10 protein-coding genes and 1 pseudogene are annotated in these 13,757 nt (G+C 66.9%); all 11 read left to right on the forward strand.

What is annotated here, in order from left to right; genetic code table 11:
• Positions 1-119 precede the first annotated feature (119 nt).
• The 11 genes and pseudogenes from alr (at position 120) to C7R54_RS25190 (ending at position 13,743) form a co-directional block, all read left to right on the forward strand.
• On the forward strand, positions 120-1,256 hold the full coding sequence (gene alr / locus C7R54_RS25140) for an alanine racemase (protein WP_129153522.1): 1,137 nt from the start codon (positions 120-122) through the stop codon (positions 1,254-1,256).
• A complete protein-coding gene (locus C7R54_RS25145; RefSeq protein ID WP_240039704.1) occupies positions 1,253-3,316 on the forward strand; it encodes a SpoIIE family protein phosphatase in 2,064 nt (687 codons plus the stop codon). The genes alr and C7R54_RS25145 overlap by 4 nt, the downstream gene beginning before the upstream one ends.
• Positions 3,317-3,519: 203 nt before the next feature.
• Positions 3,520-4,677 carry an ABC transporter substrate-binding protein gene (locus C7R54_RS25150; protein WP_129153706.1) on the forward strand — a complete coding sequence of 386 codons (1,158 nt, stop codon included), beginning with the start codon at positions 3,520-3,522 and terminating at the stop codon, positions 4,675-4,677.
• Positions 4,678-4,741: 64 nt separating this feature from the next.
• A complete protein-coding gene (locus tag C7R54_RS25155) occupies positions 4,742-5,638 on the forward strand; it encodes a LysR family transcriptional regulator (RefSeq protein WP_129153524.1) in 897 nt (298 codons plus the stop codon).
• A gap of 97 nt (positions 5,639-5,735) precedes the next feature.
• Positions 5,736-7,082 carry an acyclic terpene utilization AtuA family protein gene (locus C7R54_RS25160; protein WP_129153526.1) on the forward strand — a complete coding sequence of 449 codons (1,347 nt, stop codon included), beginning with the start codon at positions 5,736-5,738 and terminating at the stop codon, positions 7,080-7,082.
• A pseudogene (locus tag C7R54_RS25165) lies at positions 7,079-7,417 on the forward strand (AtuA-related protein); the annotation flags it as partial. The gene C7R54_RS25160 and the pseudogene C7R54_RS25165, both read left to right, overlap by 4 nt.
• A 133-nt stretch (positions 7,418-7,550) precedes the next feature.
• Entirely contained in the window at positions 7,551-8,738 is a 1,188-nt protein-coding gene (locus C7R54_RS25170; protein WP_129153528.1) for an ABC transporter substrate-binding protein, read from the forward strand.
• A 10-nt stretch (positions 8,739-8,748) separates the two neighbouring features.
• Complete coding sequence (locus C7R54_RS25175) at positions 8,749-9,660, forward strand: branched-chain amino acid ABC transporter permease (RefSeq protein ID WP_338026250.1); 912 nt, start codon at positions 8,749-8,751, stop codon at positions 9,658-9,660.
• Positions 9,657-11,495, forward strand: a complete 1,839-nt coding sequence (locus tag C7R54_RS25180; RefSeq protein ID WP_129153530.1) for a branched-chain amino acid ABC transporter ATP-binding protein/permease — start codon at positions 9,657-9,659, stop codon at positions 11,493-11,495. Before C7R54_RS25175 ends, C7R54_RS25180 begins: the two co-directional genes overlap by 4 nt.
• Positions 11,492-12,217 carry an ABC transporter ATP-binding protein gene (locus tag C7R54_RS25185; protein ID WP_377815434.1) on the forward strand — a complete coding sequence of 242 codons (726 nt, stop codon included), beginning with the start codon at positions 11,492-11,494 and terminating at the stop codon, positions 12,215-12,217. The genes C7R54_RS25180 and C7R54_RS25185 overlap by 4 nt, the downstream gene beginning before the upstream one ends.
• 74 nt (positions 12,218-12,291) lie before the next feature.
• Entirely contained in the window at positions 12,292-13,743 is a 1,452-nt protein-coding gene (locus C7R54_RS25190) for an aldehyde dehydrogenase family protein (RefSeq protein WP_129153532.1), read from the forward strand.
• The last annotated feature ends 14 nt before the right edge of the window (positions 13,744-13,757 follow it).

Consider the following 13,757-nt stretch of genomic DNA (forward strand, 5'->3'; position numbering starts at 1 on the left):
GGCTATCACCTGGTGTTGATCGCCGACGAGACCACAGGCGCGCCACTTGGGAACCGGAATAAGGATGACATCCACATAGATGTTTCCAATTCCAAACAATCCCTAACCACCGGCCTCTCATGATGTCCCATTCCGCGATAGGCTCGACCGGCACGCACGTCGTGGCACGGGTAGACCCCTCCGCCATCGCCCACAACCTGGAACAAGTGCGCCGCCGTCTGGCCAGGAACGGTTCGACACCGGTCGGCCCGCGCATGTGGGCGTCGCTCAAGGCAGACGCCTACGGCCACGGCATCCGGCACGTCGTGCCGGCGCTCGCCGGGGCTGACGGCCTGATGATATCCCGGTTGGCCGAAGTCCCCGTTTGCCGTGACGCCGGTTGGCAAGGGCCCGTCCTGGTCCTCGACGGCTTGCAGGATGACGTCGAAGCCGCCCAGCTGGACCAGTCCGGCCTGCACCTGGTGATCCACCGCGCGGAACAACTCGACTGGCTGGAAGCGCGCCCCCTGCACTGCCCGCCGCCATGGGTATGGCTGCGCTACGTCGGCGACCTGGGCTACCAGGGCCTGGACTACGATGCCTATCAAGCCGCGTATGCGCGCTGCGCGCCCTGGCTGGCGCGCGGCGACATCGCCGGCATCGGCCATCTGCAGCATTACGCCGCGGCGGATACGCCCACCGGCATCGCGGCGGCCGAAGCGCGTTTCCGCAGCCTGACCGATGCGCTGCCTGGGCCGCGCAGCACCTGCAATTCCGCCGCGATCGTCTGCCACCCTGCCCATGCCCGCAGCACCGACTGGGTGCGTCCCGGCCGGCTGCTGTACGGTCTCAGCCCCCTGCCGGACCGGGATGGCGCCAGCCTGGGGCTGCGGCCGGCCATGTCCCTGCACGCCCGCGTGGTCGCCGTGCGCGAACTGGCCGCCGGGGCCAGGATCGGCTACCACGGCGCCTTCGGGGCCGCCAGCGCCATGCGCATAGGGCTGGTCGACTGCGGCTATTCGGACGGCTACCCCAGCCATCCCCCCATCGGCATGCCCATCCTCGTGGGCGGCCGGCTGGCGCGCGGCCTGGGACAAGTCACGATGAATTCCCTGCTGGTGGATCTCAGCGACCATCCGGGCGCCGAGACAGGAATGCCGGTCGTGCTGTGGGGGGCGCCCGAATTGCCCGCGGAACAGGTGGCGGCAGCTTGCGGCGGCAGCGCGCCGGAGCTGCTCACGGGCCTGACGGGCCGCGTGCCTGTCATCGCATCGTGATCGCATACCTGCGCTCCCTGCTGCCCCTGCGCTCGTTGCGCAGCAAGATCTTTCTTTTGATCGTCGCACTGCTGCTGTTCATCGCGGCCTTCGTCATGGTGGTCAGCCGCAGCGATGTGACGGAAGCCGTCTCCACCAGCGAAGCGCACTCGGTAGGCAACGCGGTGGACCTGGTGCGGCGGGACATCGAGGCCCGCTGGGCCGCCTTGCTGAACGACAAGATCACCGCCGTGCGGGGCGGACGGCGGCAGCTGCAGCAGTTGGGTGGGACGGTGCAATCGGTGCTGATGGAATTCGCCGAGCAGGCCAGTCGCGGCACGCTTACGGAGGAAGAGGCCAAGATCACGGCGCGCACCTGGATCAACGAACTCACCTTGGGCCATCCGCGCTACGCCGCCATCTATGACGCCAACGGGCGGGTCATCGCGTCCGGCGACCGGCGCTGGATAGGCGAAGACCTGACCAGCCTCACCGACTTCAAGGGCAGGCCGCTGGCCCAGGCCATGTACGATGAAAGCCGCGCCCTGGGGCGCGGCTTCGCCATGTACCGCAAGCCCGAGCCGCCTTCCCTCGCCCAAGCCGAAGGCAGCCACGACAAGGACCGCACGCCCGGGGAAACCCGCTATGCCTACTTCGGCTACTTCGCGCAATGGGACTGGGTGGTGGTGGTCAGCGACAGCGTGCAGGATGTCATCGACCAGGTGGAGATGCGCCGCCACCAGATGAATACGGCCCTGCGGGAGACCTTGAGCGAATTGACCCTGGCCCGGTCCGGCTGCATGTTCATCCTTGCCGACGACGGCGGCATGGTCGCGCCGCCTCCGTCCGCGACCGGGCTGGAGGATGGGGTGGATCGCCGCACGGGCCTCACGCTGAAGCAGACCCTGCAAGGCATCACCGCATCCGAGCGTCCGGAGCGGCTAGACTACGACGATGGGGAGAGCCGGTGGATCATCGAGGCGGTGCGCTTCAAGCCGCTGGGGTGGACGCTGGCCGCGGTCGTGCCGCAAAGCGATTTCACCGCGCCCGCCATGGTCCTGCTGCACAGGCAGGCCTTGATCTTCGGGGGCACGCTGCTGTTGGCGCTGCTGTTTGCCTGGATGTTCGCCATCCGCATCGTGCGGCCGCTGGAACAACTGACGGGCTATGCGCGCCAGCTGCCCCAGCAGGACCTGACGACCATCGCCACGGTGCCGGACCACATCGCCGCGCTGCCGCGCCAGCGACGCGACGAAGTCGGGCGGCTGGCCGCCTCTTTCCTGTTCATGAATCGTCGGCTGCGCGAGAACATCGGCCGCCTGATGCAGGAAGCCTCCACCCGGGAGCGCTACGAAAGCGAGCTGAATATCGCCCGCCTGATCCAGACCGGCCTGCTGCCGGCGCCGCCGGACGCCGACACCACGTTCAACGGCACCGACCTGTACGCCTTGATGCTGCCGGCCAAGGAAGTGGGCGGCGACCTGTACGACTACTTCATGCTGCCCGACGGCCGCGTATGCATCGCCATCGGCGACAGTTCCGACAAGGGCGTCCCGGCGGCGCTGTTCATGGCGATCACCCGCACGCTGATACGCGCCACCGCCGAAGACGAGACCGACCCCGCTCGCATGTTGCAGCGGATCAACAACCGCCTGGCGGAGAACAATCCCAACATGATGTTCGTCACGCTGTTGCTGGGGGTGCTGGACTTGAAGGATGGCTCGCTGTCCTGGGCCAACGCCGGCCACCCGCCGCCCGCCATCATCGATGCGCAGGGCCGGGCCCGGCTGCTGACCGGGCGCAGCGGGCCGGCCTGCGGCGTGATCGAGAACACCGTCTATCGTCCGCTGGCCGCGCGCCTGGATAGCGGCGAGGTCCTGGTGGGCTACACCGATGGCGTAATCGAGGCAGCGGGCGCCGATGGCGGACTCTATGGCGAGCGCCGCCTGCTGACACGGCTGCAAAGGCCCGCCGGGTCCTCGGCGGCCCTGGCGCTGGGCATCGTCGAGGACCTCAAGCACTATGCCGCCGGCGCCGAACAATCGGACGACATCACGCTGATCGTGATTCGCCGTCCATGAACCTTCCGCCACACTCCGCCATGCCACCGTTGCGCGCGACGAATCCGGTTTCCATCCTCTCCATGCCTTTCCCGCGGCGCCGCCCTGCACCCTTGGTCCCGCTGGCGCTGGAACTGCTGTTGGCGCTGGTGCTTGCGCTTGGCGATGCTGCCAGCGGCCACGCGACCACCGCGCCACCCGCGTGCATCGACGATTCCCTGGTCATGTCCGTGCCGACCCCGGCCCCGGCGGCCGAGCCACGTGCGCAGGCGGCGGCCATGCCGCGCCTGCACCGTCCCATGGCCAACCGCAACCTGGACATCCCCACGAAGCCGCGCCGGCGGCCGGACGGCACGAAGTGGCGCATCGGCTATGTGGCCAGCGGCGAGCACTACAACTATCAACGCATCACGCGCGTCATCATCGGCGGTCTCCAGGCCTTGGGCTGGCTGAGCGTTCCGCCCATCCCGGACGGATTGACCGACAGGGAGATCTGGCAGTTCATCGCGGCGAACACGCGCAGCGACGTACTGGAGTTCGTGGCTGACGGCTGGTGGAGTCCCGGCAGCTTCGACAACAGCCTGCGGCAGGAGATGAGGCAGTCCATCGCCGACCGCCTGCGCGAGCGCCACGATATCGACCTGTTCATCGCCATGGGGACCCTGGCGGGGCAGGACATGGTTGCCCTGGGAGCGCCCGTTCCCACCATCGTCGCGTCCACCAGCGACGCGGTGGCCGCGCATATCGTGAAGAGCCCCAAGGACAGCGGCCTGGACAATCTGTTCGTGCACATCTACCCGGAACGCTATGCGCGGCAGCTACGCCTGTTCTACGAAATGGTGCCGTTCAAGACCCTGGGCCTGGTCTACGAGAACACGGGGGAAGGCCGGCTCTTCAGCGCCGTGGATGCCATCGAACGGCTGGCGAGCGAACTCGGTTTCACCCTGATCCGCTGCGACGCGCGGGCCCAGGGCCAGGATACCGACATCGCCACGCACAACCTCGTGGCGTGCTACCGGGAAATCAGCACCCAGGTGGACGCGGTCTACGTCACCACGCATATCGGCATCACGCCCTTGACCATCGGCCGCGTGGCGCAGGTGCTGCGCGAGGCCAAGGTGCCGAGTTTCTCCATGCACGGGTCGGAGGACGTGCAGCATGGCGTCCTGATGAGCCTGGCGCAATCCGACCCCACGGCGCTGGGCCTGTTCTTCGCCGAGGCCATCGCGCGTATTTTCAACGGGGCCAAGCCCAGGCAGCTCAAGCAGGTATGGCGCGAACCGGCCACGATCGCCCTGAATCTCGAAACCGCACGCGTGATCGGTTTTGATCCGCCCGTCGATGTCCTGCTGGCGGCGGATGAAGTCTATGAGGCGCGTTGACGGCGGACGCGCGGGATCATTCGAATAAAATCGGAATAGTCCAGCCCTTCCATCGGTTTTACAAATGAACCTCTCGACCCGGCAATTGCGCGCCTTCGTGGCTGCCTCCGACCACGGCAACTTCACGCGGGCGGCGGCGGATATCGGATTGTCGCAGCCTGCCTTCAGCGCCCTCGTCAAGTCCCTGGAAGAGGAACTGGGCGCGCAATTATTCGTGCGCAATACGCGCAACGTCGCGCTGACGCCCTTCGGCCGCCTGTTCGACGCCTTCGCGCGCCGCACCCTGTTCGACACCGACACGGCCTTGCGGGACCTGCGCGATTACGCCACCGGGCGGGTTGGCAAGGTGCATGTGGCGGCCCTGCCCTCCATTGCCGCCAACTGGCTGCCCCCCGTGCTGCGCCGCTTCCGCGAGGAATATCCCGCGGTGACCACCGCCGTCAGCGACGGCATGTCGCAGCAGTGCGTGGAACTGCTGGCCCATGGCGAAATCGATTTCGCGCTGGCCACCACCGATCATTACGCGCCGGACCTGCGGCGCGAGCTGCTGTGGACGGACCGCTTCCACCTTGTCTGCCCGCGCGGCCATCCGCTGGCCACCACGCGCAAGGCGGTCACGCTGGAGCAGATCGCCCGCTACCCCTTCATCAACTTCGTCAAGCACAGCAGCGTGCGGCAGTCGCTGGACGCGGCTTTCGGCAAGCATGAGTTGAACAATGTGCTGGAACTGGAGCACCTGGCCACGGTCAGCGCCATGGTGGAGAACAATGTCGGCATCACCGTGGTGCCCACGCTGACGCTGTACCAGTTCCAGCGGCCCGCGCTGGCCATACGGGACCTGGGCGGCTTGCCGTTGACGCGGGAGATCTACATCCTCAGCCGCAAGAACAGGGAGTTGTCGATGCCGGCGCAGGCGCTGCATGACATGCTGGGGGAGCATGTCAGACGCCTTGCGATTTGAATTTCAGATTAAATCATCCGATCTTTCGATTTTACTTCTACCCGCCCTCTTGTCGACAATCGCCTCATTCTTCCAATGACAGTGAGCGAGACACAGCATGGCCAAAGCGCCCCTATGGGTAGGCTGCGGGGCGGGCTTTTCCGGCGACCGCATCGATGCCGCCATCCCGGTGGTCCGGACCCTGTGCCGTCGCGATGGACCGAGAGCGCTGATCTTCGAGACGCTGGCCGAACGCACCCTGGCCTTGGCCCAGATTGCCCGGCGCGCCGATCCCGCCAAGGGCTACGAGCCGCTTCTCGATCTCTTCCTTCCCCCCATCCTTGGCGCCTGCCTGGAAAACCGCATTGCGATCATCAGCAATTTCGGCCAGGCCAATCCGCTAGGCGCCGCGCGGCGCATCGCCGAACTGGCCCGCCAGGCCGGGCTACGCCAGCCACGCATCGCCATCGTGCATGGCGATGACCTGATCGCCCACCAGAACAGCGCAGCCGTACTGGCACAAGCTGGCCTGCCCCGCGCCGGCCAACTGCTCTGCGCCAACGCCTACCTGGGCGCCGAGCCGATTGCCGACGCCTTGTTCAACGGCGCCGACATCGTCGTCACGGGACGCGTCGCGGACCCCTCCTTGACGGTAGGCCCTGCCATGGCCCATTTCGGCTGGGACACCGCCGATTGGGATCGCCTGGGCCGCGCCACCATGGCTGGCCACCTGCTGGAGTGCGGATCGCAGGTCACCGGCGGCTATTTTGCCGATCCAGGCTACAAGGACGTGCCGGACCTGGCCCACGTGGGCTTTCCCATCGCCCGCATCGACGCCGACGGCACGTGCGAGATCGGCAAGGCCGAGCACACGGGCGGCGTGGTCGACCGCCGCACCGTCACGGAACAACTGCTGTATGAAGTCCACGATCCCGCCTCGTACCTGACCCCCGACGTCGTCGCCGACATCTCGGAGGCCAGTATTGCGCAGACCGGCCCCGATACCGTCGCGCTGGCCGGTGTTCGTGGGCACGCGCGCCCGGCCACGCTCAAGGTCAATGCCTATTACGAGGGAGGCTGGCTCGCAGAAGCAGAGATTTCCTACGGCGGCCCGCGTGCAGAGGCGCGCGCGCGCCTGGCCGCCGACGTCGTCCGCTCCCGCATGGGCACCGGGACGCCGCTACGGGTGGACCTGCTGGGCGTACTCAGCATTTTCGCCGACGACCGCGGCAAGCTGCTGGCCACGCGCCCCGACAGCGGCGCGCGCGATGTGCGCCTGCGCCTGGCCGCCAGCTTCGCCACCCGTGAGGAGGCCGAAGCCCTCGCCCGCGAAGTCAATGCCCTCTACTGCTGTGGCCCGGCCGGCGGCGGTGGGGTGCGCACCGCCATCCGTCCGCGCATGGAAACCCGCTCCGGCTACATCGACCGCGACCAGGTACAGGCGTCCTACGAGATTTATCAATGACCGCGTCCACTGTGGTTGTCCCGCTCTACGAAATCGCTCATGGCCGCACCGGCGACAAAGGCGACCGTTGCAACATCAGCATCGTGGCCTACCGGCCGGAGCACTATGAGTTCCTGGTTCAGCAAGTCACGCCATCCGAGGTGCGGCGGGTCTACGCACACCGTGACCCCGGCGCCATAGCCCGCCATCTGCTGCCGCGTCTGTACGCCATGAACTTCGTCATCGACAGCGTGCTGGACGGCGGCGTCAATGACTCCTTGAATCTGGACTCGCACGGTAAATCGCTGGCGGGTTTCCTGTTGGACATACCCATTATCCTTCCGGCTGCCCTGGCGCCGGCATCCCGGGGCACGGCGCCGCCCGCGGAATCGAAGCTGGACGGCGCCATCCACCCGGCAAATACAGAAACCGGCAAATACAAATAACGAGGCCCGCCCCGGGCGGACGCCAACAAAAAAGGAGTAGACAATGCAGATACGCAATCAATTCGTCGCACTGGCCCTGGCCGCCGCCACGCTGAGCGCGACGGCCGCCTACGCGCAGGACGTGGTGAAGGTCGCCTACAACGGCGACATCTCGGGATCGCCTTCGGCCGAATCCGGCCAGATCGGCGTCATGGGCATCAGCGCCGCGGTCGACGACATCAACCAGCGTGGCGGATTGCTGGGCCACAAGCTGCAATTCGTCGTGCGCGATGACCTGGGCCAACCGCCCAAGTCGATCCAGAACATGACCGACCTGATCGACCGCGAGAAGGTCGCCGTGGTGTTCGGTCCCACCAACTCCGGCAACGCGCTGGCGTGGAAGCACATTGCCAACCAGAAGAAGATGCCGGTGCTGGTGTCCAGCGCCTCATCCACCGCCATTACGCAAGGCAGCGGCACCAACTATCTGTTCCGCATTTCCATGGTCGATCGCGACCAGGCCGCCGCGCTGGTGGCTTACGCCGCCAAGAATCCAGCCAGCAAGAAGATCGGCTTTTTCGTCGAAACCACCGGCTATGGCCAGGCGGGGCTGAAGGACATGGAGGCCATCGCCAAGCTGCACGGCGTGACGCCCGCCATCATAGAGAAATTCGACGCCAACGATACCGACATGACGTCGCAGCTGAACAAGGCCAAGGCCGCCGGTGTGGACACGCTGGTGGTCTGGGCGCAAGCCGCGCCCCTGGGGCATCTGGTGCGCAGCATGGAAAAAATCAACTACAAGCCGCGCATGCTGACAACCTGGGCCGCGTCCTTCAGCGGCTTCCCGCAAGTGGCGGGCGACAAGCTGATGGAGTGGCCCGTTTTTCTGACGACCTCCAGCGCGGTCCAGTCCGACGCCGCCAAGTCCCTGTTCGCGCGCGTGGGCCCCAAGCTGGCCAATCCGGCCATGTTCTGGGCTGCCACCCAGGCCTACGACACCGTGCTGGTGTGGGCAGCCGCCGTCGAGCAAGCCAAGAGCTTCGACGGCGCGGCCGTACACGCCGCCCTGGAATCCTTGCAGAAACCGGTGGACGGCCTGGTCAAGCAATACAACCCGCCCTTCACCGCCACGCGCCACGAAGGCCTGCAAGCGCAGGACTACCACTGGTCGCAATGGCGTGACGGCAAGGTGGTCGATTTCGAAGACCCGGTCCTGGCCACGCTGACTCCCGCCGACTTCAAGAAATAAGGCGTCGTCCGTGAGCATCGACACTCTGTTGCAGGCCTTGGTCGGAGGCCTGACGATGGGAGGCATCTACGCGCTCATCGCCATCGGCTTCAACCTGACCTACACCACGACGCGCACGCTGAACTTCGCACAAGGCGACTTCGTGTCGGTGGGCGCCTTCGTCGGTCTCGGCGCAGTCGGCTTGCTGACGGCGCTGCTGACCATCGATGCGGCTGCCTATCCGTTCATCTACGCCTTGGCGGCGCTCGCGGCCGCCGTCGTGATGGGCTTGATCGGCCTGCCGCTCTACGTGGCGGCCATCCGTCCGTTCGCCGGCCGCCCCGGCATGTCCTGGGTGATGAGCACCATCGGCTTCGGCATCATCATGCAAAGCCTGGCCCTGTCGCTATGGGGGCCGGGCGCGCGCATGGTTGCCGCGCCGCTGGGCGACGGCGTCCTGCGCATCGGCGGCGTGGGCCTGCGCTCGCAGGAGATCCTGGTGCTGGTGCTGGCATTCGGCATCCTTTTCACGCTGGACTACGCCTTGCGCCGCACGCCGCTGGGCCGCAGCATGCGAGCGGTGGCGCAGAACCGCGATGCCGCCGCGCTCATGGGCATCGATGTCACGCGCATCATGATGCTGGCCTTCGCCGTCAGCACGGGATTGGCGGGTTTGAGCGGCATGCTGATAGCTCCCATCATGTCGGCGTCGCTGTTCATGGGCGTGGTCATCGCGCTGAAGGGCTTCTCCGCCGCCATCGTCGGCGGATTGACCAGTCCACGTGGCTGCATGTTCGGGGGCCTGCTGATCGGCGTGGCCGAATCGTTCACCGCGCTGTGGAGCGCGCAGTGGCGCGAGATCGTGGTCTTCGTGCTAGTGATCGCCGTGCTGGCCGTCATGCCCAATGGCCTGTTCGGCCGCAAGCTGGTGGAGAAAGTATGAGCATCGTCCGCGATTTCCGCCGATCCGCGCTGGGCGCGGCCGTTGTCGCCGCGCTGCTGGCAGGCCTGGCCGGCTGGCTCGACAGCGATTTCTATCTGCGCATCCTGTTCATGTGCGGGGTGTATTACCTGTGCGCGGCCGGCACCAATGTGTTGGCAGGCTATGCCGGCCAAAAGTCACTGGGACAGGCCGGCCTGTTCGCCGCCGGCGCCTATACGGTGGCGCTGCTGACCACCAGCGCTGGTTGGCATCCCGCGCTGGCGCTGGCCGCCGCGCCCGTGGTCGCGGCCCTGGTGGGCGTTCTGATCGCCCTGCCCTCCCTGCGCGTCAAGGGCCCCAGCCTCGCCTTGGTGACGCTGGCCTTCGGCATCGTCGCGCAGAAGCTGGTTACCGAGTGGACCGATATGTTCGGTGGCGCGCAGGGCATCTACGGCATCGTGCCGCTGAACGCGCTCAATGGCGAGGCCTATACCCTGCAACATTGGGTGTGGCTGGTCATCGCCCTGGGCCTGGTCGCGCATCTCGTGCTCCTGCACCTGCTGCGCGGCAAGTTCGGCCGCGCCCTGCTGTCCCTGCAGCTGGACGAGATCGCGGCCAGTTGCGCGGGGATTTCGGTCTATCGCTACAAGACCCTGGCCTTCGTCATCGCCGCGGCCCTGTGCGGCCTGGGCGGCGCGCTGGTGGCGCAGCAGAACCAGTATTTCAATTCCGATTTCATCACCTTCCATCTGTCGGTGTTCATCCTGCTGCTGGTGTTGCTGGGCGGCGCCGGCACCATCCACGGTCCGCTCGTCGGCGCGATCGTGTTGACGCTGACCGACGTGTACCTGGCTCAGTGGCCTTTCGCGCAGCACTTCGTGTACGGTGCCATGCTGCTGTTCGCGCTGTACCTCATGCCCGAGGGTGTGGTGGGCTTGTTCAGACGGCGCAAGACCACGGGGACTGCTATGGTCGCATCGACGGCAACGTCGACGGTCAATGCGGCATCCGTGAATGCGCCCGTCGATGCGACGGGCACGCGTCCGGCCAGCGTGGATACGGGGGCCTTGCGATCGGCCCTGACGCGCGACGCGATCGACACCGTCGCCCCGCTGCTGGAGCTCCGTGACATCCACAAGGCCTTCGGCGGCATCGTCACCGCCCGCGGTATCAACCTGGTGCTGCAAGCACATCGCATACACGCCCTGATCGGCCCCAACGGCGCGGGCAAAAGCACGCTGATCAACATCATCACCGGCGTCATCCCCGCCAGCGCCGGCACGGTCCTGCTGCAAGGGCGCGACATCACCACCGCCAGCGCGCATGTCCGTGCTGCCGCGGGCGTGGTGCGTACCTTCCAGAACCTGCGCCTGTTCGGCGCCATGACCGTGCTGGAGAACGTCATCGTGGGCGCGCACAGCCGCATCCAGGGCACGCATCGCGAGGCCGACGCCTTGCGCAATGCCCGTGCGGTGCTGGAATTCACTGACCTGGCGGACTACGCCGGCGCCCGCGCCGGCAGCCTGCCGTATGGCGTGCAACGGCGCGTCGAACTGGCGCGCGCGCTGGCCAGCCAACCGCTGCTGCTGTTGCTGGACGAGCCCGCCGCCGGCCTGAATCCGCAAGAGACCCGGGAGCTGGGCCAACTGGTGCGCAAGATCGGAGCGCTAGGCATCGCGGTGCTGATGGTGGAACACGACATGAGCCTGGTCATGGAAGTGTCCGACCACATCGTTGTCCTGGACAACGGCACGCTTATCGCCGAAGGCGGCCCCGCCGCCATCCAGGCCGATCCCAAAGTGATCGCGGCCTACCTGGGCAGCGACGAACTGATCATCGAGGAGGCCGCGGCATGATCCTGGACGTACGCGACCTGAGCATTTCCTATGGCGCCGTGCAGGCCTTGCGCGGTGTGTCCCTGCAAGTCAATGAACGAGAAATCGTCGCCCTGTTGGGCGCCAACGGCGCAGGCAAGAGCAGCCTGCTGCGCGGCATCACCGGCTTGACGGCGGCCACGGGCGGTGTCGCCTTCCTGGGCCGCGATCTGCAAGGCCAGGGTGCGCCGTCGCGCGTGACGGCCGGCATCGCCATGGCGCCCGAGGGGCGCCAGGTGTTCGCCGACCAGACCGTTTATGAGAACCTGTTGCTTGGCGGCCATCTCATCCGGCGTGACCGCGCCTTGCTGGCCCAGCGTATCGAGGCCATGTTCGAGCTGTTCCCGCGCCTGCGTGAACGACGCGAGCAGTTGTCGGGTACGCTCAGCGGCGGCGAGCAGCAGATGCTGGCCATCGCGCGGGCCTTGATGTCGGGTCCGCGCCTGCTGATTCTGGACGAGCCCTCGCTGGGCCTGGCGCCCATCGTCACCGCCGCGATCTTTCGTTCCCTGCTGCGCCTGCGCCGCGAGGGCATGGCGATCCTGCTGGTCGAACAGATGGCGAACCAGGCCCTGGCCATCGCCGACCGCGCTTATGTGCTGGAAGGCGGGTCGGTGGTGCTGCAAGGAACAGCCGCCGAGCTCAAGCGCGACCCGCGTATCCACGCGGCCTATCTTGGCGGTGCCGCCGCGGAAGCGGCCTAGGAAGGCGAAGTTTTCCAGGCCCCGGCGCCTTCGCGCTCCTGGCCTTTTCATCGAACACTCAAGGAGTACCCGGCATGTCCGAGATTCAGTCTTACGGTTGTTTTGTCAACGGTGTATGGGCCCCCGCGCGTTCGGGCCGCACGGTTGAAGTGCTGGACCCCGCCACCGGAAAGGTGCTCGCGCATATCGCGCGCGGCGAGAAGACCGACGTCGATGCGGCCGTGCAGGCCGCGCAACGCGCCCTGCCCGCCTGGGCCGACTGCCCGCCCGTGCAGCGGGCGCGCGTATTGTCCAACATCGCCCGCCGCATCGCGCAGGAACAGGACCGCCTGGCCCGCCTGGAAAGCCAGGACACCGGCAAACCCTTGAAGCAGGCCCAGGCCGATGCCGTGGCGGCCGCGCGCTTCTTCGAATACTACGCCGGCGTGGCGGACAAGGTGCTGGGCACCAGCATTCCGCTGGGCCAGGAATTCTTCGATTTCACCGTGCGCGAACCGCTGGGCGTCACCGCGCAGATCGTGCCCTGGAACTATCCCTTGCAGATCGCCTCGCGCGGACTGGCGCCGGCCCTCGCGACCGGCAATACCATCGTCATGAAGCCGGCCGAACTGGCCTGCCTCAGCGTATTGGAACTGACGCGCATCTGCCATGAGGAAGGCCTGCCCGTCGGCGTGTTGAACGTGGTGCCAGGCCTGGGCCATGAAGCGGGCGCCGCCCTGGCTGCCCACCCGGACGTGAACCTGGTCGTATTCACCGGCTCCGTGGCCACCGGTGCCGCCGTCATGCGCGCCGCCTCCGACAACATCGTGCCCGTGCTGCTGGAGCTGGGCGGCAAATCGCCCAATATCGTGCTGGCCGACGCCGATCTCGACGCCGCCGTGCCTACCCTGCTCAAGGCCGCCTTTCCCAATTCCGGCCAGACCTGCTCGGCGGGTTCGCGCATTCTGGTGCAGCGGCAAGCGCATGCCGCGCTGATCGAACGGCTGCGCGCCGGCCTGGATGGATTGACCGTGGGCGCTGGCTTGCAGGATCCCGACATCGGCCCGCTGGTCAGCCGCAATCAGCAACAGAAAGTGCAGGACTACATCTCCATCGGCCGCGATGAAGGCGTCGAGGTCATCGGAGGCGGCCGCGTGCTGGAAGGGGCCAACCTGGACGCGGGCAACTTCGTGCTGCCCACGCTGCTGGACCAGGCGCGCGCCGGCATGCGCGTTCATCAGGAAGAAATCTTCGGCCCGGTGCTGACCATTGCCCAGTTCGACGACCTGGAAGAAGCGGCCGCCCTGGCCAATGGGACGGAGTACGGCCTGGTGGCCGGCATCTGGGGGCGCGACGTGGGCGCCACGCACCGCCTGGCGCAGAAGGTGAAGGCCGGCCAGGTCTTCGTCAACTGCTATGGCGCGGGCGGCGGCGTGGAGCTCCCGTTCGGCGGTTATCGCAAGTCCGGCTTCGGCCGCGAGAAGGGGCTGGATGCGCTGTTGTCGTACACCCAGGTGAAGAACATCTGCGTTCGTATCGATCGCTGAGCATCCACCGAGGA

It is taken from the genome of Achromobacter aloeverae, assembly GCF_004121055.1.
Taxonomy (GTDB): domain Bacteria; phylum Pseudomonadota; class Gammaproteobacteria; order Burkholderiales; family Burkholderiaceae_B; genus Bordetella_C; species Bordetella_C aloeverae.